Source organism: Nocardia sp. NBC_01730 (assembly GCF_035920445.1).
Taxonomy (GTDB): Bacteria; Actinomycetota; Actinomycetes; order Mycobacteriales; family Mycobacteriaceae; genus Nocardia.
The window spans coordinates 262,900-283,532 of the sequence record NZ_CP109162.1 but is presented as its reverse complement, the minus strand read 5'-3'; the positions used below and the strand labels follow the sequence as shown (position 1 = coordinate 283,532).

Sequence of the window (20,633 nt, the reverse complement as noted above, 5' to 3'; positions counted from 1 at the left end):
CCACGTATCCCTGCAACAGCACTCTGGCCGAATCGTGTCCTGTGGCGTCTTCCTATGGAACTAGAACCGCTGCGCCGGTGAACCGTCCGTGCGCGAGGTCGGCCAGCGCCTGGTCGGCCGTACCGAGGGAGTACCCGTGCGTGGTCAGGTGTATCCGGTATTCGCCCGCAAGAGCGAGGAATTCACGAGCGTCCGACCGGGTGTTGGCGGTGACGGAGCGAATCTCTCGCTCCTGGAACAGATGCCGCTGATAGTTCAGCGCAGGAATGTCGCTGAGATGGATACCCGCGATAGCAAGGACCCCGCCGCGATCGAGCGCCGCCAGCGCAGGCAACACCAGGTCGCCGACGGGCGCGAACAAGATCGCCGAATCCAACCGGACCGGAGGCGGGTCGGCCGCGCCCTGTACCGAGGCCGCGCCGAGGGCGGTCGCGAGTTCACGCGCGGCGGGATCACGTGTCATCACGTGCACCTCGGCACCCTGCGCGGCCGCGACCTGGGCGGCGATGTGGGCGCTGCCGCCGAAGCCGTAGATCCCGAGTCGTCCGCCGGGTGGCAGGCTCGCCCGCCGCAGTGCCCGGTATCCGATGATGCCCGCGCACAGCAACGGTGCGGTGTCGGCATCGGAGTAGCCGCCGGGCAGGCGAAGCGCGTACGCGGCGGGCACACAGGCGAACTCGGCGTAGCCGCCGTCGGCATCCCAGCCCGTGTAAGCCGAACGTGGACAAAGGTTTTCGGCTCCGCGCAGACAGTACGCGCATTCCCCGCAGGTGTGCCGCAGCCAGGCGATGCCGACCCGATCCCCGACAGCGAACCTCGCCCCCGTCGCCGACCCGAGGGCAACGACTTCACCGACGACCTCGTGCCCGGGCACTACGCCCGCACGGTGCACCGGGAGATCCCCCTCCACCACATGCAGGTCGGTCCGGCACACACCGCAGGCGAGTACGCGCACCAGCAGCTCGCCCAGCGCCGGTTCCGGGACGGCCGAGCGCACCTTGTCCATCGGACCGGTGTCGATCGGACCCGGCCTGCGCGCCTGCCAGCAGAGCATCGAGCCGGTACCGCCGCGGACCTCGCTCATCGGATCACCTCGCACCGATCGGCTCGACACGGACCTGGCCACGGCCGGATGCCGCCGAGCTCACCCTACCCGGGGGTTTCGCACTCGCCGGGCAAGCACCTCTGATACGATTCTGTATTGAATACATTCTTGTATCCAACGGCCGCGATCAGCCCGATTCGAGGGAGGCGCCCCGTGGCATCCGATGCCGCGAAAGCAGCGCCGACCCGGGTCACCCGGCGCCGCACCGAGACGAGGAACCGGCTGCTCACCGCGGCCTACCAGGCATTCTCCGAGGAAGGGTTCGGTCGCGCCACCGTCGAACGGGTCTGCGAGCGGGCCGGCTTCACCCGTGGCGCGTTCTACTCCAACTTCAACTCCCTGGACGAGCTGTTCCTGGCGATGTGGGAACAACGTTCGGCGGCCATGCTCGCCGAGGCGAGCGCCATCCTCGACAACATCGCGGCCGAAGGCACCGATGACGTCCGCACCGCGGTCGAACGGCTGGAACGGGCGGTTCGGGTCGACGAGGGCTGGTACCGGATCACCGCGGAGTTCACCACGCATGCCCTACGCACACCCGCGCTGCGCCGGGTGATGGCCGCGCGTGAGGAAGCAATCGTCGCGGCCCTCATGCCGACGATCGTCGCCGCGCTCACACGCGGCGGCCGCTGCGTGCCGGACCCGGACGCGTTCGGCCAGGCGCTCATCGCCGTCCACGACGGCACCAGTGTGCAGGTCCTGATGGAGCCGGACAGCCTTGTCGTCCGCAGGCGGCGCACCGAACTCTTCCACCACGTTGTGCTGGCCTACAGCACCGCAACCGAAGGATGAACATGTCCCACAACAGTCCCGATGTGGCACAGAAGGCGGACGTCATCGTCGTCGGCGCCGGGCTGGCCGGCCTGGTCGCCGCGCACGAGTTGGTCAAGGCCGGACACACCGTACATGTGCTCGATCAGGAGAACCGCAACAATCTCGGCGGTCAAGCGTTCTGGTCGCTCGGCGGGCTGTTCTTCGTCGACAGCCCTGAGCAGCGCCGCCTCGGCATCAAGGATTCCTACGATCTCGCGTTGCAGGACTGGCTCGGCTCGGCCGGATTCGACCGCGATGACGAGGACCTGTGGGCGCGGCAGTGGGCGCAGGCATACGTGCGGTTCGCCGCCACCGAGAAGCGGGACTATCTGCGCGATCTCGGCCTGCGCGTGACACCGCTGGTCGGCTGGGCCGAGCGCGGCGGCGGATTCGCGGACGGACACGGCAACTCGGTGCCGCGCTTCCACCTCACCTGGGGCACCGGCCCCGAGGTGGTTCGGGTGTTCGCCGAGCCAGTGCTCGAGGGCGAGCGGCGCGGGCTGGTGAGCTTCGGCTTCCGCCACCGAGCGGACGAGCTGATCGTGGAGAACGACGCGGTGGTCGGCGTGCGCGGCACCGTGCTGGAGGACACCGATCTCGAACGCGGCCGGGCTTCGTCCCGCAACAAGGTGGGCGACTTCGAGTTCCGCGCGAAGGCGGTGATCGTGTCATCCGGCGGGATCGGCCACAACCACGAGCTGATCCGCCGCAACTGGCCGACAGAGCGGCTCGGCCCGTGCCCACAAACGATGATCTCCGGTGTGCCCGCCCACGTGGACGGACGGATGCTCGGCATCACCGAGGCGGCGGGCGGCGCTATCGTCAACCGCGACCGCATGTGGCACTACACCGAGGGCATCGTCAACTGGGACCCGATCTGGCCCGACCACGCCATCCGGATCATCCCCGGCCCGTCCTCGCTGTGGTTCGACGCAAACGGAAAGCGGCTGCCCGCACCCTGTTTCCCCGGATTCGACACCAACAGCACGATGAAGGAAATCCTGAAGTCCGGCTACGACTACTCCTGGTTCGTGCTCACCCAGTCGATCATCGAAAAGGAGTTCGCGCTGTCGGGCTCGGAACAGAACCCGGACATCACCGGCAAGGACCTCGAGCTCACGCTGAAGAGCCGGGTCGCCAAGGGGGCGCCGGGCCCGGTGGAGGCGTTCAAGCGGCACGGTGTCGACTTCGTCGTCGCGAACACGCTGCGTGAGCTGGTCGACGGCATGAACAAGATCGGGCGGGCCGGGATCGACGGGCACCGCCCCCAGCTCGACTACGACGACCTGGAACGCCAGATAGTCGCCCGGGATCGGGAACTGGCCAACAAGTACACCAAGGACGGCCAGCTGATGGCGATCGCCAACGCCCGCCGGTATTTCGGCGACAAGGTGGGACGGGTCGCCAAACCGCACCGGATCCTCGATCCGGCGGCCGGTCCGCTGATCGCCGTCCGGCTCAACATCCTGACCCGGAAAACCCTGGGCGGCTTGCAAACCAACCTGGACTCCCAGGTGATCAAGCCGGACGGCGCCGCGTTCCCCGGCCTGTACGCCGCGGGCGAGGTCGCCGGATTCGGCGGCGGCGGCGTGCACGGCTACAACGCGCTGGAGGGCACCTTCCTCGGCGGCTGCATCTTCTCCGGCCGAGCCGCCGGGCGGGCGCTGGCCGCGAAACTCGCCTGACGGCCAGGGTTCACACCTCGCAGAGGCACGTATGACAGTATCGCGGGCCCGGTCGTCAGCGGGGCGCGACAAGCGACCGTGCTCCGGTAAAGAGCCGGACGGCGAAAGTGATTGTCAGCGGCCGACCGCGTTGCGCACCAGCGCGGCATCCGACTCCTCCACCGAGCTACCTACGCCGTCTCCTCGTACCGGATGTCGTACTTGCCTGCGATCAGGTTGATCTTCGCCGGGTCCAGTTCGCCATCGGTGAGCACCGACTGCCCGGCCTCGAAAAGGTCCTCCAAGTAGCACTCCCAACCGCCGGGCGAGGAGATCTGCAGCACCCGGGGCGGCGGCTGCGACCCGCACCGCAGGGCATGCGGCACCCCGTGCGGCAGCAGCACGAACATCCCTTCCGTCGCGGTGAGTGCACGGTCGTCGAACTCGACACCGAGCACACCCTCCAACACATAGATGCACTCGTCCGCGACGTGGTGCGTGTGTCGGGGAATATCGCGGGCGAGGGTCACCTCCAGCAGGGAAAACCTGCCTTCGGCGTCCTCGCTCATCGCCTTGACCGCGAAGGCGGCAGGCAATGGCACGCGGCCAGGCCGCACTTCACCGGGGCCGAGAAGGAGGAAACGATCGTCGGACATAAGCTGTACCCTTCAGTGATAAACGGAACCGGATTCCGGTTCCATTTGAAGCGTACACAAGGAAGGATTGCTGGTGTCAAGGCCTGCAGCACCCCGTAGACAGCGCGCCGATGCCACGCTCAACCGAGCCCGCATCGTGGCGGCGGCTCGCACCCTGTTCGCCGAGCGCGGCAGCGCGGTTCAGCTACCCGAGATAGCTCGCGTCGCCGGAGTCGGCATCGGCACCGTCTATCGCCACTTTCCCACCCATGCCGACCTCATCGAGGCCGCAGCCGAGCAACGCTTCGCCGAGATCGAGGACTTCGCCCGCAACGAATGCGTGCTACACGCCGAGCCGGGTCAGGCGCTAGCCCGCTATCTGAACCATGTCGGCGAAGTTCTGACGGCCGACCGTGGATTGTCCGCGGCGATCGAGGCGGCTCGGGAGTCGACCGGCAGCGAGCCACGAGGCGAGACCCGCGCCCGGCTCGAAACCGTCATCGCCGAACTCATCGAGCGGGACCGGGCCGCGGGCGCACTCCGCGATGACTGCACGGTGGCCGATGTCTACCTGCTCGTCGGCGCGATATCGGCGACGATCGGCAACCGTAGCGGCGACTGGCGGCGACTCCTCGGGATCATGCTCGACGGTCTGTACCCGCGGGGCACAACGAGTACCGCTCCATGAGTAAGCCGACGTCAGTGGTAATCCCAGTACTGCAGCCACTGCACCGACGCGAACAACAGCAGCGTCATGGCGTAGACCACAACAACCACCGCGGCGCCCACGGCACTGATTCGCCACCCCGCACCGTCGATCGGATCGAGCCACCGCCGGAAGCATGTCGCGACCGCGGGCGACAAGAACCAACTCATCAATGCGACGCTGACGATCTGGCTCAGCCACATCGCCAACCAGGGCTCCGCTCCGATCTCGTCCAGCACCGGGCCGAGAAACCTCGACAATGTCATCACCGTCGGATACAGCACCAACAGCACCAACATGGCGATCTTCCACGTCGGCGTGATTCGGGTCTCGCCGTCGACCGTTCGGAACGTGGACCCGAACGGTGTGGCGTGCGCATCGACCGTGAAATCCTCGGTCAACTCCGAGCGCAATTCCGGCAGGACGGCGGCGCGTTCCTCCGAGCGCATCCAATCCGACAGCTGGTGTCCCGTTCGGAATCGGAGCACCGAAAACCATTGCCCGGCTTTGCTCGTGGGAAAAAGCGCGGCGCCCTCGAATCCGGAAAATGTGGAACTCGACGCGACCAAGCGCAATTCCGTCGCCGCGAATTCATCTTCCTTTCCGCGGGCGACGCTGTGCCGGAACACGCCGATCCCCGGAGGTGGCAATCCACCTTCGACGATGATCAGGTCCGAACACTTGCGGCGAAACCCCAGCGACTCGCCTTCGACCAGCAAGCGCGCCCTGTCGGTCGAGTCCAGAAAATCGTGCACTGCCCGTTCGGATCGGAAAGTGACACTGAAACCCGGCTCGAGCTGGGGACCATCACGCACCGCGACGGACACGTCCACGAATCCGTCCGCGGCCTCGGCGATTTCGATCATCCGCGCCAGCCAAGCATGAAATTCCGTGCTGTCCGACGGGCGATGAAAGACAGTGACGGCGGTCGCGGCAGTTGTCATCGGCGCGCCTCTAGGCGCCGTCGATGCGATGGCCCCGAACGTAGACCTCCGAGATCACGGGCTCGCGCATACCCATCAGCAGTGCGAACAGTGTCTGATCCCGCGCCGATCTGGGGTCTTCGGAACGAATCCCCTGTGCCAGCGCACCCGCCAACGCCGGACAGCGCGCCGGTTCGACGACGATGAAGTCGGCTTCCTTGCCGAGATCGAAATTCCCGAATCGACTTTCCATGTCGAGAGCCCGCGCGCCGGCCAACGTGCCGGTGAACAGCATTTCCGCCGGATGCATCGACACGCCGTCGTCACCCGGCTCGGAGATATGGACCTTGAACGCGGCCGACAAGACCTGCGGGATCAGCCATTCATCCCCACCGCCGAAGTCGGTTCCCGCGGCCACGTTGACTCCAGAGGCGATCGTCCGCTTCCACGGCATCGTGCCGGATCCCAAAAACTGCTGCGAAACAGGACAGTGTGCGACCGAAGTGCCGGTCTCGGCCATCCGCTCGAGTTCGATGTCCTGACAGTGCACGCAATGCGCGAGGATGCTGCGCCGACCGAGCAGGCTCTTGCCACCCTCGGCCGAGCCGACCAGGAACTTCCCGTCGTAGGTGTCGAGGTACGAATCGACTCGGTAGACCTGCTTGGTGGTTTCGACCTCACCGGTTCCAGGGCGATTGTTCTCGTTGAGGTGACTGTGGAAATAGACACCGCGATCACGAACCGAATCATACAGTTCACCAAGATTCTTCAGCGTCTCACGCGTCACCGATAGCGAAAAGCGAGGAACGACAGCCACATGCAAGAGTGCCGTATCGACATCACCGGTATCGGCGGCATGCCATTTCTCGATCTCCTCCCTCGTCAACCTCAGGGCGTCTTCCTCCGAAGTGATCAGGGGCGCCGCGGACTGGTCTCCCGTCGTCTGGATCCCGCGGCCGCTGACCATCCGCAAGCCATGCCGTAGCGTTTCGGTGAACAACGAGTCTTGCGCTTGCGGAAAAGCCGACCCGAAGACCATCGCCGCGGTTGTTCCCGCCGCGATGCGTCGCGCGCAGAATTCGACGGCCGCCCGCTGCGCGAAGTCGGGTTCCGCATACCGGGATTCCGCGGGGTACATGCAGAGATTGAGCCATTCCAGCAGCTGACCACCGCCGTACGCGTCGCCGGCGAAGGTCTGCGGAAAATGAACATGGGTGTCGACGAAACCAGGAAGGAGAAAGCCTGGGCGGTGATCGAACGCCTTTCCGCCGCGGTATTCGGACGGGACCTCGTCGCGGCTACCGCAGTAACCGATCCGACCGTCGTCACCGATTACCAGAGCGCCGTCCGGCACCGCGACCAGAGCGTCAGCCGCATCGTCGGCAACGGGACGACCGGCAATGTGATAAATGTGCCCCAAGTGGACTTGGCTCACCGTTCGAGCAGAACACAAAATAATGGGTCATATCGGTGATTCGACAAAAAAGGGTGTCCGACCTCGGCCATGGCGCTCGGCACCGGCGTCGTCGACATCAGCAGGCCACCGGCGGTCGCGCCGACAATCCGAGCACGCGCTGGTCCGCCGGGATGCCTCGATGATCGGGGCATGAAACCCGCCGATACGGTCACCGCAGCTGAACCTGCTCCGGCGCGGCGGGCCGGAGCACGCCGGCCAGGTATCGGACTGTGCCAGCGCAACAGGCCTCGGCGCCGCTCCTGGCGGAGAATCGCGGAGATAACCGGTGCTGACCAGGAGCGGGATGCACCCGGCTGGCCGCGCTGTCACCGACACGCAGCGGTCAAGGCATATGCTGAACCAGCTGACACCAGCACCGGGAGGCCGACTCGCGGGGCCTCGGGCGGGAATCGCGATGCCGCGGTCAAGTCAGCGATCTGAGTACACGCGGCATCGGTCGGCGCTGAGTCGATGCCTTTCTCAGCTCAGCAGTCGTTCCAGAGGAAGGAGACCGAGGGTGTGACGGATGACCCGGTCCAGCTGATTGTGGTGGATGCAGCGAATGTCGTCGGCTCGCGGCCCGATGGTTGGTGGCGCGATCGCACTGGTGCGGCCGGGCGATTGCTCGTGAAGCTGACGAGGTTGGACGAGCACCTGGAGCGGCCGGCCCAGGTGGTTGCCGTGCTCGAGGGTGTGGCGAAGGCCGCAGGTGCTGTCCAGACGAATCCGGAATTCGAAAGCCTACATGTCGTGCTGGCGGACGGTTCGGGAGATGACGCGATCGTTGGCGTGGTAGCGGCAGCCGTTGAGGAGGACAGCAACCGTTCGATCACTGTCGTGACCGCAGATCGCGGACTACGCGATCGTGTTGAGGCGCTCGGGGCACACACTGTCGGGCCGCGCTGGCTCCTGGAGCGCATCGAGTCGTAGCGGTTTGATCGCAAGGAACAGCGACCACCGCGATCGCCGATCGTCACTCGTCGGGCAGCCAGACAAGACAGAAGGTGTGCCCTACCGGATCTGCATAGACGCGGAAGGCGCCGTCGGTGTCCAGCTGGACCGGAGTCGCGCCCAACGCGATCGCTTCTGCCTGGGCCACTTCGATATCGTCGACCAAAATGTCGAAGTGGATCTGCTGGGACGCTTCAGGATCCGGGAAGCGCGGCGGTTTGTACTCCGGCGCCGTCTGGAAAGCGATCCGTCGGCCCGACTCGTCGACCAGGACGACCCAGTCGTTGTCACTGCCGTCGAGCAGTTCGGCGCCGAGCAGTCCGCGATAGAACTCAGCGAGCTTGCGCGGCTCGGGACAATCCAGTACGACGCTGCGCAACTTCCCGACACCGTCATTTGTTGCCATCCTCCGGCCTCCCTCTGGTGGAACCCTCATCGCTTACCCGTGCCGCGGCGAAACAAACACCAGCGCCCTTCCCCGAGAAAGGACCGTCGGAACGGCGGTTGATCCGGATCTCGATGCGACCGGCCGAATCCAACGAATCCTTCTATGCTGCCGCTGATTACCGGATAGCTAGCGCAATCGGTCGTGACGCGGGAACAGCGAACGCCCAGCCTCGTCGGCGGCCTCGACCAGCAGGCGGCCGAGACGAGCGGTATCCAATACCGTTCGCTCACCGCCGATCTGGCCCGACAGCGACAGGGCGGCCACCGCGGCGCTGCGCCCACGAATCGGCACAGCGACGCACCCGATGCCGGGGACCGACTCCTCGTTGTCGACCGCGACACCCTGCCGATGGCGGATACGCATGAGCTCGCGATGCAGTTCGGTGCGATCGCAGATGGTACGCGGGGTGAGCTGCGGGATCCGGTCGCGAAAAGACACCTCGACGATGCTCGGTTCGAGCGAGGCGAGCAGCGCTTTGCCCAGTGCCGTGCTATGCGCGGGCATCCGGCCGCCGAGCCGGGTGGGAACGGCCGCGGCGCACCGGCCACCGGCCTTGTCCAGGTACAGCACCTCGCGCCCGTCCAGGACGCCGAGGTGCCCGACCATGCCGGTTCGTTGACAGAGGTCGTGCAGCATCGGGCTCACCACATCACGAATCTCGTTGTGGCCGGCGGCGAGTCCGCCCAACTCGAGCGTGCGCATGCCGAGCCGGTAGCCGCCCGGCGTGTGCGCGAGCCAGCGCAGCCGGATCATCTGGTCGAGGATGCGGTGCACGGTAGACCGCGGCAGCCCGGTGCGTTCGGCGAGACCTAGGAGGGTGAGGGTCGGCGTCGCACCGTCGAAAGCATCGAGTATCAGCGTCATTCGCTCGATCATCGACACCGGGGGCTGCGCGGGCCGTGCGGGCCCCGATCCAGTCCACAACTCTCCGGACTCGAGATGGGTCACCACCTCGACTGTCATGCTCACCTCCACACTGCGTGCCGCCTAGAGCTTAGAAGCAATTCGACCAGTATGTACGTTTCCGGCACGCACGCTCATACCGTCCCACCACAATGCCCCGTTCGGAAATCCCGTAAACACGAAGACCGGCTACGAATGTTCGCACGTCCAAAAATAGAACACGTTCTTGTCTTGCGGGCACTTACGTGCCACCCTCGACAGATGGATCTCGACGCCATCGAAGCCGTCCGCCAGCTGAAGTACCGCTACTTCCGAGCCCTCGACCTCAAACGGTGGGACGAGTTCGGCGATACCCTCGCCGTCGACGCGACCGGCCGCTATGGCACGCACGCGCTCGGCGAGCCACTGAGCCTGGACGGCCGCGACGCCATCACCGCGTTCATGCGGGAAAATCTCGGCCCCTCGGTCGTCACCGTCCACATCGCCAGCCATCCGGAAATCAGCGTCGATGGCGAAACAGCTACGGGTTCATGGGCTTTCGAAGACACGGTGATCGCGACGCAGTACGGCGTCCTGATCCGCGGCGCCGGTTACTACACCGACACCTACCGCCGCGACACCGATGATCAATGGCGCATCACCTCGACCGGCTACCAGCGCATCTACGAATCTATGCAAGCGCTGTCCGATACCCCCAGTTTCCAGCTGCTGTCCAACATGTGGGCGTTCGAGAAGTAGATTGCCGTCCTGGTCGCCGCCGCCTGGATACCTCGACCGATCCCCGGCAAACACCGCCAACCTGCGCTCGGCGCAGTCGAGCTCGCCGTCGGATGGCCAGAAGGCGTCGCGAGCGTATCGCCGCGGACCACTGCGGGAGAATCGGTCCACTATTCGTGCAGTGGCGCTGGACGGCACCGGGAATGGTGGCGGATGCTGCGGATATGTCCTCCCTAGCGCCGCACGAGTTCACGCCAGAGACCACCTATCTGAACACGGCCTCGTACGGACTGCCGTCCACGCGCGCGCTGACCGCGGTCCGCGACGCAGGCACGACCTGGGCGGCGGGCCGCGGCGGCCCTACGGAACTCGATCAGCTGGTGCCCGAACTGCGCGCGGGGTTCGCCCGCCTGCTCGACGGCGCGACGCCCGATGACATCGCGCTCGCCGGCGGAGTCGCCGGACTCATCGCCCCGGTGGCCGCCACACTGCCGCCCGGCGCCGAGGTGCTGCTTGCCGAGGGCGAATTCTCCTCGGTCTCTATGCCTTTCGTGTACCGCGGCGACCTCGTCGTGCGCTTCGCCCCGCTGGACGAGCTGGCCGCGCAGGTCCGGCCGGAGACCGCGCTGGTGGCGGTGAGTGTGGTCCAATCCGCGGACGGACGCATCATCGACCTGACCGAACTGCGCGCGGCGACCCGGGCCAACGGCACCCGGCTGCTCGTCGACGCCAGCCAGGCCGCAGGCTGGCTACCGTTGCGCTTCGCCGCCGCGGACTACTGGGTGTGTGCCTCGTACAAATGGCTCGTCGGCGCGCGCAGCATCGCGTTCTTCGCCGCGGCGCCCGAGTTCGCCGCCCAGCTGCGCCCGGTCGGATCCAGCTGGTACGCCGCGGAGGATCGCTGGGCTGAGCTCTACCATCCCGTCGCACTGCCCACTACCGCACGGCGCTTGGACGCGACGCCGGATTGGCTCGGCGTCATCGCCGCGACGGCGGGCCTGTCTTTGATCGAGGAACTGACGGTCGAGAAGATCGGCGCGCACAATATCGAACTGGCCGACCGGTTCCGCAATGGACTGCGCGAGCTCGGTTTCGAGCCCGTCGAAGCTCGCTCGCCTATCGTCGTCGTTCCCGGCGCTGGTGACGCGACAGCCCGGCTGCAAACGGCAGGTGTGATCGCTTCAACCCGCGCGGGTGGGCTGCGGTTCGCGTTCCATCTCTACAACAGCGATGCGGATATCGAACGGGCACTGGCAGCGCTGCGCACCACGTAAGCAGGCTCGAGCGACGCGATCCGGCGGGTACTCAGATGCCGCGCCCGAGTCCTCGAACTCGGCGAAGTCCGCGGCGCACGACGTTACGTCGGGCCCGGCCTCGCCTGGATCAGGCTCGAGCGAACCGTCTGTCGCGCTCCGGTTACGCCCGCACGACCTGATCCGGATCAGCGGCTCGAACGACGCCGTACGCCACGCGCGGTTGCGCCGCACGGCCTCATCCGGATCAACCGGTCGGCCGTACCGCAGGGCCGGTGATCAGCGGCAGGTCGAGCGCGGTGAGTATGCCTGCCGGCGCAGCGACCACGGCAGGAACGGCGTTGACGATGCGCATGCCGGTGGCGAGCAAAGTCGCGTAGTTGTGATCGCCGTTGCGGCTCGAGGTCACCAGATCCAGTGCGTAGTTCGGCTCACCGGTGATCTCGACCCGGTAGGAGCCCGCCGGGTGCGCAGGCTGCGGCCAGTCGGGGCACAGGTCGGGTCGCAGCCGGGTGACGTGCTCGAGCACCGTGACAGGCACGTCGCCGACCATGCCGCGCACCTCGAAACGCAATGCGGCAGCGGCGCCTTCAGCAACGTGCCCGGTGGCGATGTCGAACGACTCCGGCGCGGGAATCCGCTCGTAGGTCTCCGTGACGGCGTCGAGCGTGACGCCGATTCCCGCGGCAAGCTGACGGACCGTGCCGCCCCAGGCCAGTGCCAGCACACCGGGCTGTAACAGCATCGGGATATCGTCGACTGGCTTGCCGAAGCCCATGATGTCGAACATCACCTCGCGGTTGTCGTAGCTGGCGTAGTCGACGATCTCCAGGCAACGCAGCTGATCGATGCGCAGACAGGTGCCCGCGAGGGCAAGTGGAAGCAGATCGTTGGCGAAACCCGGGTCGATGCCGTTCACCCACAGTGACGAGTTCCCTTGCGCGGCCGCCTCCTGCACCGGCTTCAACAGCTCGTCCGGAAGCACACCGTAGGGGTACTGGAAGAACACCGGCGCACAGGCGACGACGTTGATTCCCGCGGCGAGGATGCGCTGCAGATCCTGCACGGCCTCGAACAGGCGGTTGTCGGTCATCGAGCAGTACACGACGCAATCCGGACGCGACGCCAGCAAAGCATCCGCATCGGTCGTCGCGGCGACACCGACCGAATCATCCAGTCCCGCGAGCCTTCCCGCGTCGATTCCGTCCTTCGCGGCTCCGGATACCCACACGCCGGTCAATTCCAAGTCAGGGTTGGCGATGACGCCGGCGAGCGCATGCCTGCCGACATTGCCGGTGCCCCACTGCACTACGCGATAAGTCATGTCACAGGTCCGGGATCGGGAGGTCGAGGTTCGGGATGATCAAGCCGCCGTCGGGCTCGAGGATCTTGCCGGTGAGGTACTTCCCTGCGGGCGAGACGAGGTAAAGGGCGGCCGCGGCGATGTCATCGGGTTCGCCGATGCGGTGCAGCGGGGTCTTGGCCTCCAGTTCGGTGCGCATCGCCTCATTGCCCGCGACAATCTCGAGCGCGGAGGTCAGGATCGCGCCGGGCGCGATCGCGTTCACCCGGATGCGCGGATTCAGGTCGAGCGCCGCAAGCTTGGTGTAGTGGGCGAGGGCGGCCTTCGCAGTGCCATAGGCGGCGAAGGCGCGACCAGGCAGGCGTCCCATGGTGGAGGTGATGTTCAGGATGGAACCACCACCGGCGGTTTCGAGCATGCGCGGCACCGCGGCCCGGACCAGGGCGTGCGCGTTGACGACGTTGAAGTCGAACGCGTCCGCCAGCGCCCGGGGTGTCGTGTCGAGCAACGGGCACGGCAGCGCCCCGCCCACGTTGTTGACCACGATGTCCAGGCGCCCGAAACGTTCGACCGCCGTTGCCGCGAGGGCCGCCGTGGCATCGGCATCGCTCAGGTCCGCGGGCACCACGTGGGCCTGTCGTCCGGTCGCCGCCACCTGCTCGGCGACTTCATCCAGCTGGCTCTTGGTGCGTGCGGCGATGACGACATCCGCGCCCGCCTCCGCGAACGCCAGGGCGATCGCCGCCCCAAGGCCGCGACCTGCTCCCGTGACGATGGCGACCTGTCCGTCGATCCGGAACCGATCCAGAATCATCCGCGCTCCCTAGCTCCCAACGCGCTGAGATGTCGACTATTCGACACCATGTGATCTAATATTCGTCATCGTAAGTCGCCAGCCCGAGCTGAGACAAGGGGTCGCCGCGATGCCGGACCGATCAGCCTCGCCACCGACGCGCCGCGTCGTCGAGATCGTGTCGCTGCTCGTGACCTCCGGTGAGCCGATCAGTGTGGCAGGGATCGCCGAGCGGCTCGGTATCGCCCGCGCGACCGCGACCGCGATCCTGGTCGAGTTGGACGCGGCCGGTTGGGTTGTCCGCGACCCGGCCCGCGGCTACGGCATCGGCCCCGCTCTGGCCGGGCTGCACGGAGCCGCGCTTCCGCACGGCGTCGGCGACATCCTCGCAGCCCTGGCCGCTCGCACCGGGTATGGGGCGACGTTCAGCCGGATCGAACCCGATCGGCTCACGGTGCTCGATGTTCGGCACGGCGTCGACCGTGTCGTCCCCGGCATTCCGGTGGGGCATCGCATTCCGTTGCAGTTCCCAGCGGGCGCGAGCGTCATGCCCTGGCGTTCGGCGAGCGAGCAGAACACCTGGCTGGGCACCGCCGTGGGCGCGGACCGGCGAATCACCGGGTCGCTGCTCACGCTCGTCCGCGACCGCGGCGTTGCCGTCTTCCGTCCACGCGCCGATGACGCGGGGCTGGTCGACCTACTTGCCGACCTGCTCGGTGCGGTCGGCTCCGAGCTGCTGCAACCGCACCTGCGCGCCCGCGCCCTACGCCAGCTGGCCGCGCTCACCTCGCGGCCATTCTCCCGGGCCGAGCTGGATTCCGACGACCCGCTGCCCCTCAGCTATCTCGCGGCGCCTGTCTTCGACGCGACCGGCATCGCTGCTTACGAAATCCAACTCGGCCCGCTGCGCGTCGCTACGACGAAAAGCGAACGCGCCGAGTTCATTTCGGCCGTTCTCGCGGCCGCACGTGACCTCACCGCGGCACTGGCAGCAGGCAGGCATAATGGCTGACGGTGCGCCAGCTCGGCTCTACAGGTAACCGAGTCAATGCGACCTCGTCGCGACAGTTATTCCGTTAGAAAATACGAAATGGCCCTCAGCTCTTGCCGAGGGCCATTTTGTGTATAAACGCCGATAGGGGACCCTGGTGTGGGTCCCCTATCGTGAAAGGATGTTCCGGCGGTGTCCTACTCTCCCACACCCTGTCGGGTGCAGTACCATCGGCGCTGGCAGGCTTAGCTTCCGGGTTCGGAATGGGACCGGGCGTTTCCCTGCCGCTATGGCCGCCGTAACTCTGTGAAACTGTTCACGCGGCGCAACTCCCGGGGTGTTGTTGGGGGGTTGCGGTGCGGGCGTGTGTTGTTTCAGATACTGCACAGTGGACGCGTAGCTTCTTTGTTGGTAAGTCCTCGGCCTATTAGTACCGGTCACCTCCACACGTTACCGTGCTTCCAGTTCCGGCCTATCAACCCCATGGTCTGTAGGGGGCCTTAACCACTCGGTGGTGGTGAGAAACCTCATCTTGGAACAGGCTTCCCGCTTAGATGCTTTCAGCGGTTATCCCTTCCGAACGTAGCTAACCAGCAGTGCCCTTGGCAGGACAACTGGCACACCAGAGGTTCGTCCGTCCCGGTCCTCTCGTACTAGGGACAGCCTTCCTCAAGTTTCTGACGCGCGCGGCGGATAGAGACCGAACTGTCTCACGACGTTCTAAACCCAGCTCGCGTGCCGCTTTAATGGGCGAACAGCCCAACCCTTGGGACCTACTCCAGCCCCAGGATGCGACGAGCCGACATCGAGGTGCCAAACCATCCCGTCGATATGGACTCTTGGGGAAGATCAGCCTGTTATCCCCGGGGTACCTTTTATCCGTTGAGCGACACCGCTTCCACTTGCCGGTGCCGGATCACTAGTCCCGACTTTCGTCCCTGCTCGACATGTCTGTCTCACAGTCAAGCTCCCTTGTGCACTTGCACTCGACACCTGATTGCCAACCAGGCTGAGGGAACCTTTGGGCGCCTCCGTTACATTTTAGGAGGCAACCGCCCCAGTTAAACTACCCACCAGGCACTGTCCCTGAACCAGATCATGGTCCGAGGTTAGAAGTCCAATACGATCAGAGTGGTATTTCAACGATGACTCCACGAACACTGGCGTGCCCGCTTCATAGTCTCCCACCTATCCTACACAAACCGTACCGAACACCAATACCAAGCTATAGTGAAGGTCCCGGGGTCTTTTCGTCCTGCCGCGCGTAACGAGCATCTTTACTCGTAATGCAATTTCGCCGAGTCTGTGGTTGAGACAGCAGAGAAGTCGTTACGCCATTCGTGCAGGTCGGAACTTACCCGACAAGGAATTTCGCTACCTTAGGATGGTTATAGTTACCACCGCCGTTTACCGGGGCTTAAATTCTCAGCTTCGCACCCCGAAGGGCGCTAACCGGTCCTCTTAACCTTCCGGCACCGGGCAGGCGTCAGTCCGTATACATCGTCTTACGACTTCGCACGGACCTGTGTTTTTAGTAAACAGTCGCTTCTCTCTGGTCTCTGCGACCACACCCAGCTCAGACCGCGAGGGTCATCACCAGACGTGGTCCCCCTTCTCCCGAAGTTACGGGGGCATTTTGCCGAGTTCCTTAACCACAGTTCTCTCGATCGCCTCGGTATTCTCTACCTGACCACCTGTGTCGGTTTGGGGTACGGGCCGTGTATCAACTCACTAGAGGCTTTTCTCGGCAGCATAGGATCACTGAATTCACCTCAATCGGCTACGCATCACCTCTCAGGCACGTGTTGTGCGGATTTGCCTACACAACGCCCTACAGGCTTACACCAGTACAACCACTGACTGGCCCAGCTACCTTCCTGCGTCACCCCATCGCTTGACTACTACCAGCCGGGGTCGTGTGCAGCCCCTCACTCGAGACCCGAAGGCCTTCTCGGAGGTTTTGGACACTTAGCACAACTGATTCATCATGGGCGCGGATACACGGGTACGGGAATATCAACCCGTTGTCCATCGACTACGCCTGTCGGCCTCGCCTTAGGTCCCGACTCACCCTGGGCGGATTAACCTGGCCCAGGAACCCTTGGTCATTCGGCGGACGAGTTTCTCACTCGTCTTTCGCTACTCATGCCTGCATTCTCACTCCCACACCCTCCACCACTGGATCACTCCGTGGCTTCCCTGGATGCAGGACGCTCCCCTACCCACCCGAACCACTGCACACCCGACCGGAGTCGGATGCGGATGTATTGTTCGAGTGCCGCGGCTTCGGCGGTGTACTTGAGCCCCGCTACATTGTCGGCGCAGGATCACTTGACCAGTGAGCTATTACGCACTCTTTCAAGGGTGGCTGCTTCTAAGCCAACCTCCTGGTTGTCTTCGCGACCCCACATCCTTTTCCACTTAGTACACGCTTAGGGGCCTTAGCCGGCGATCTGGGCTGTTTCCCTCTCGACTACGAAGCTTATCCCCCGCAGTCTCACTGCCACGCTCTCACACACCGGCATTCGGAGTTTGGCTGATTTCGGTAAGCTTGTAGGCCCCCTAGACCATCCAGTAGCTCTACCTCCGGCGTGAAACACGTGACGCTGCACCTAAATGCATTTCGGGGAGAACCAGCTATCACGGAGTTTGATTGGCCTTTCACCCCTACCCACAACTCATCCCCTCAGTTTTCAACCTAAGTGGGTTCGGGCCTCCACGACGTCTTACCGTCGCTTCACCCTGGCCATGGGTAGATCACTCCGCTTCGGGTCTAGAACACGCGACTGGAACGCCCTATTCGGACTCGCTTTCGCTACGGCTACCCCACACGGGTTAACCTCGCCACATGCCACTAACTCGCAGGCTCATTCTTCAAAAGGCACGCCATCACCCCACACCCGAAGGCGAAGGCTCTGACGGATTGTAAGCGCACGGTTTCAGGTACTATTTCACTCCCCTCCCGGGGTACTTTTCACCTTTCCCTCACGGTACTAGTCCGCTATCGGTCACCAGGGAGTATTCAGGCTTACCGGGTGGTCCCGGCAGATTCACAGCAGATTTCACGGGCCCGCTGCTACTCGGGCACCCACTACAACAGAGCACGTGTTTTCGTCTACGGGACTCTCACCCTCTACGACAGGCCGTTCCAGACCACTTCGACTAACACGAACTTTTCTGACTGTTGCTTGCCACGGCAGTGACAAGAAAGTGAGCCCCACAACACCACACGGACAACCCCTGCCGGGTATCACATCCGCATGGTTTAGCCTCATCCGCTTTCGCTCGCCACTACTCACGGAATCACAATTGTTTTCTCTTCCTGCGGGTACTGAGATGTTTCACTTCCCCGCGTTCCCTCCACACACCCTATATATTCAGGTGTGGGTAACACGACATCACTCGTGCTGGGTTTCCCCATTCGGAAATCCTCGGATCTCAGCTCGGTTGACAGCTCCCCGAGGCTTATCGCAGCCTCCTACGTCCTTCATCGGCTCCTGGTGCCAAGGCATCCACCGTACGCTCTTAAACACTTACTAACAAAGATGCTCGCGTCCACTGTGCAGTTCTCAAACAACACACAAGACCGAACCTGACTCAGCACCAGCCGAGGATCCGAAAACCCTCGCGGTATGACTGAAGACCCAGCCTTGTCGTTATCTTGCCCAAGAGGAAACACTCGCGTGTTCTCTCAGGACCCAACAGTGTGTCGATATATTCACCGCGACCAACCACCGAGGATTGATCGAATGCGATAAAAGCTGTCAGCGTTCCACCCATGAGCGTCCGCAGTCCCACAGATGGGGACTCAACGGTCTCTGGCATCAACGTTTACCATCCCCGACTCTTCGGGGTGCGATGCAGAAGTGCTCCTTAGAAAGGAGGTGATCCAGCCGCACCTTCCGGTACGGCTACCTTGTTACGACTTCGTCCCAATCGCCAATCCCACCTTCGACGGCTCCCTCCCACAAGGGGTTAGGCCACCGGCTTCGGGTGTTACCGACTTTCATGACGTGACGGGCGGTGTGTACAAGGCCCGGGAACGTATTCACCGCAGCGTTGCTGATCTGCGATTACTAGCGACTCCAACTTCACGGGGTCGAGTTGCAGACCCCGATCCGAACTGAGACCGGCTTTAAGGGATTCGCTCCACCTCGCGGTATCGCAGCCCTCTGTACCGGCCATTGTAGCATGTGTGAAGCCCTGGACATAAGGGGCATGATGACTTGACGTCGTCCCCACCTTCCTCCGAGTTGACCCCGGCAGTCTCTCACGAGTCCCCGCCATTACGCGCTGGCAACATAAGATAAGGGTTGCGCTCGTTGCGGGACTTAACCCAACATCTCACGACACGAGCTGACGACAGCCATGCACCACCTGTACACCGACCACAAGGGGGCCTACATCTCTGCAGGTTTCCGGTGTATGTCAAACCCAGGTAAGGTTCTTCGCGTTGCATCGAATTAATCCACATGCTCCGCCGCTTGTGCGGGCCCCCGTCAATTCCTTTGAGTTTTAGCCTTGCGGCCGTACTCCCCAGGCGGGGTACTTAATGCGTTAGCTACGGCACGGATCCCGTGGAAGGAAACCCACACCTAGTACCCACCGTTTACGGCGTGGACTACCAGGGTATCTAATCCTGTTCGCTACCCACGCTTTCGCTTCTCAGCGTCAGTTACTTCCCAGAGACCCGCCTTCGCCACCGGTGTTCCTCCTGATATCTGCGCATTTCACCGCTACACCAGGAATTCCAGTCTCCCCTGAAGTACTCAAGTCTGCCCGTATCGCCTGCAAGCTCACAGTTGAGCTGTGAGTTTTCACAGACGACGCGACAAACCGCCTACAAGCTCTTTACGCCCAGTAATTCCGGACAACGCTCGCACCCTACGTATTACCGCGGCTGCTGGCACGTAGTTGGCCGGTGCTTCTTCTACTCCTACCGTCACTCTCGCTTCGTCGGAGTCGAAAGAGGTTTACAACCCGAAGGCCGTCATCCCTCACGCGGCGTCGCTGCATCAGGCTTTCGCCCATTGTGCAATATTCCCCACTGCTGCCTCCCGTAGGAGTCTGGGCCGTGTCTCAGTCCCAGTGTGGCCGGTCACCCTCTCAGGTCGGCTACCCGTCGTCGCCTTGGTGGGCCGTTACCCCACCAACAAGCTGATAGGCCGCGGGCCCATCTCGCACCGATAAATCTTTCCACCCTCGGACATGCATCCAAAGGTCCTATCCGGTATTAGACCCAGTTTCCCAGGCTTATCCCGAAGTACGAGGCAGATCACCCACGTGTTACTCACCCGTTCGCCGCTCGTGTACCCCGAAGGGCCTTACCGCTCGACTTGCATGTGTTAAGCACGCCGCCAGCGTTCGTCCTGAGCCAGGATCAAACTCTCCGTTGAAGACTCCAACCACACCCGAAAGGGTGCAATCAAAAGTATTTAAACCAGAGTCCGAAAACCCAGCAAAACAAAACGCCAACAAAATGTTGACTAAAATGTCCAACCTTCCAACCGGGGGGTATGAAAGGCCGGAACCAATAAAATATTGGCACTGACATTCATCGACACACTATTGAGTTCTCAAAGAACACACGCACACACCATCGCCCGGCGTTCAAACCGATTGATCAGTGAGGCAACTTATCAAGCTTAGCTCAACCCGTTCACCCGAACAAAATCGGGGTCCCGATCGAACTAGTGTGAGCGTCAGGCGCTCCTCGTCCTACCTCGTTTCCCGGTCCTTCCACTCAGCGTTTCCGCTGGGCTTCTCGGCCCCGGGTCGGTGTCCGTGTCGCTCTGACTTGGATAAAGTTACGCGGCGGAAAACGCTACGTCAAATCGCCTGCGCAGCGCGATATTTCGCAGGTCAGAGGCTTGCGATCGGCCCGGACGGCAACTCGATCAGCCGAATGTGATGCAGGCCACGACAAGATCGTTTCGGGGTGACTGCGGTCGTTCGCGAGCGTGCCCGAAGCA

Annotated in this window: 15 protein-coding genes and 3 rRNA genes; 7 read left to right on the top strand and 11 right to left on the bottom strand. The window is 63.7% G+C overall.

The features are described 5' to 3' along the window. Window positions 1-52 precede the first annotated feature (52 nt). On the bottom strand, window positions 53-1,054 hold the full coding sequence (locus OHB12_RS01360; RefSeq protein ID WP_327120826.1) for a zinc-binding alcohol dehydrogenase family protein: 1,002 nt from the start codon (window positions 1,052-1,054) through the stop codon (window positions 53-55). A 204-nt stretch (window positions 1,055-1,258) separates the two neighbouring features. Here OHB12_RS01360 and OHB12_RS01355 point away from each other — a divergent pair, with 204 nt between their 5' ends. Continuing rightward, complete coding sequence (locus tag OHB12_RS01355) at window positions 1,259-1,897, top strand: TetR/AcrR family transcriptional regulator (RefSeq protein ID WP_327115374.1); 639 nt, start codon at window positions 1,259-1,261, stop codon at window positions 1,895-1,897. Between the two features lie 2 nt (window positions 1,898-1,899). Continuing rightward, window positions 1,900-3,603, top strand: coding sequence for an FAD-binding dehydrogenase (locus OHB12_RS01350; protein ID WP_442799930.1), 1,704 nt, complete (start codon window positions 1,900-1,902; stop codon window positions 3,601-3,603). A gap of 170 nt (window positions 3,604-3,773) precedes the next feature. Here OHB12_RS01350 and OHB12_RS01345 read toward each other — a convergent pair whose 3' ends face one another. Beyond that, entirely contained in the window at window positions 3,774-4,238 is a 465-nt protein-coding gene (locus OHB12_RS01345; RefSeq protein ID WP_327115370.1) for a cupin domain-containing protein, read from the bottom strand. A 73-nt stretch (window positions 4,239-4,311) separates the two neighbouring features. On the opposite strand from OHB12_RS01345, the gene OHB12_RS01340 reads away from it, so the two are divergent. Beyond that, window positions 4,312-4,905 (top strand): TetR/AcrR family transcriptional regulator, encoded by a 594-nt coding sequence (locus OHB12_RS01340; RefSeq protein ID WP_327115368.1) that lies wholly within the window; start codon window positions 4,312-4,314, stop codon window positions 4,903-4,905. Between the two features lie 11 nt (window positions 4,906-4,916). On the opposite strand, the gene OHB12_RS01335 is transcribed toward OHB12_RS01340, so the two are convergent. Together OHB12_RS01335 and OHB12_RS01330 are read right to left on the bottom strand one after the other, a co-directional pair. Further along, window positions 4,917-5,867, bottom strand: a complete 951-nt coding sequence (locus tag OHB12_RS01335) for an antibiotic biosynthesis monooxygenase (protein ID WP_327115367.1) — start codon at window positions 5,865-5,867, stop codon at window positions 4,917-4,919. 10 nt (window positions 5,868-5,877) lie between these two features. Continuing rightward, complete coding sequence (locus tag OHB12_RS01330; protein ID WP_327115366.1) at window positions 5,878-7,281, bottom strand: amidohydrolase family protein; 1,404 nt, start codon at window positions 7,279-7,281, stop codon at window positions 5,878-5,880. A 492-nt stretch (window positions 7,282-7,773) separates the two neighbouring features. On the opposite strand from OHB12_RS01330, the gene OHB12_RS01325 reads away from it, so the two are divergent. Continuing rightward, window positions 7,774-8,232, top strand: coding sequence for a hypothetical protein (locus tag OHB12_RS01325; RefSeq protein WP_442799929.1), 459 nt, complete (start codon window positions 7,774-7,776; stop codon window positions 8,230-8,232). Window positions 8,233-8,275: 43 nt separating this feature from the next. Here OHB12_RS01325 and OHB12_RS01320 read toward each other — a convergent pair whose 3' ends face one another. Together OHB12_RS01320 and OHB12_RS01315 are read right to left on the bottom strand one after the other, a co-directional pair. Continuing rightward, on the bottom strand, window positions 8,276-8,659 hold the full coding sequence (locus tag OHB12_RS01320; protein WP_327115364.1) for a VOC family protein: 384 nt from the start codon (window positions 8,657-8,659) through the stop codon (window positions 8,276-8,278). A 168-nt stretch (window positions 8,660-8,827) separates the two neighbouring features. Continuing rightward, window positions 8,828-9,664, bottom strand: coding sequence for an IclR family transcriptional regulator (locus OHB12_RS01315; RefSeq protein WP_327115363.1), 837 nt, complete (start codon window positions 9,662-9,664; stop codon window positions 8,828-8,830). Between the two features lie 201 nt (window positions 9,665-9,865). Here OHB12_RS01315 and OHB12_RS01310 point away from each other — a divergent pair, with 201 nt between their 5' ends. Together OHB12_RS01310 and OHB12_RS01305 are read left to right on the top strand one after the other, a co-directional pair. Continuing rightward, window positions 9,866-10,342 (top strand): nuclear transport factor 2 family protein, encoded by a 477-nt coding sequence (locus OHB12_RS01310; protein WP_327115362.1) that lies wholly within the window; start codon window positions 9,866-9,868, stop codon window positions 10,340-10,342. A 203-nt stretch (window positions 10,343-10,545) separates the two neighbouring features. Beyond that, complete coding sequence (locus tag OHB12_RS01305; protein WP_327115361.1) at window positions 10,546-11,595, top strand: aminotransferase class V-fold PLP-dependent enzyme; 1,050 nt, start codon at window positions 10,546-10,548, stop codon at window positions 11,593-11,595. 226 nt (window positions 11,596-11,821) lie between these two features. Here OHB12_RS01305 and OHB12_RS01300 read toward each other — a convergent pair whose 3' ends face one another. Both OHB12_RS01300 and OHB12_RS01295 read right to left on the bottom strand, forming a co-directional pair. Then, window positions 11,822-12,898 (bottom strand): NAD(P)H-dependent amine dehydrogenase family protein, encoded by a 1,077-nt coding sequence (locus OHB12_RS01300; protein WP_327115360.1) that lies wholly within the window; start codon window positions 12,896-12,898, stop codon window positions 11,822-11,824. 1 nt (window position 12,899) lies between these two features. Further along, window positions 12,900-13,691, bottom strand: coding sequence for an SDR family oxidoreductase (locus OHB12_RS01295; RefSeq protein WP_327115359.1), 792 nt, complete (start codon window positions 13,689-13,691; stop codon window positions 12,900-12,902). A 109-nt stretch (window positions 13,692-13,800) separates the two neighbouring features. Here OHB12_RS01295 and OHB12_RS01290 point away from each other — a divergent pair, with 109 nt between their 5' ends. Next, window positions 13,801-14,682: a helix-turn-helix domain-containing protein gene (locus OHB12_RS01290; RefSeq protein ID WP_327115358.1), complete on the top strand. Its 882-nt coding sequence runs from the start codon at window positions 13,801-13,803 to the stop codon at window positions 14,680-14,682. Window positions 14,683-14,845: 163 nt separating this feature from the next. On the opposite strand, the gene rrf is transcribed toward OHB12_RS01290, so the two are convergent. The 3 genes from rrf to OHB12_RS01275 all read right to left on the bottom strand — a co-directional run bounded on the left by rrf (window position 14,846) and on the right by OHB12_RS01275 (window position 20,057). Next, window positions 14,846-14,962, bottom strand: a 5S ribosomal RNA gene (gene rrf / locus OHB12_RS01285). Between the two features lie 106 nt (window positions 14,963-15,068). Further along, window positions 15,069-18,200 (bottom strand): 23S ribosomal RNA (locus tag OHB12_RS01280). 338 nt (window positions 18,201-18,538) lie between these two features. After that, window positions 18,539-20,057, bottom strand: a 16S ribosomal RNA gene (locus OHB12_RS01275). Together the 16S, 23S and 5S rRNA genes form the textbook arrangement of a ribosomal RNA operon. Window positions 20,058-20,633: the final 576 nt, after the last annotated feature.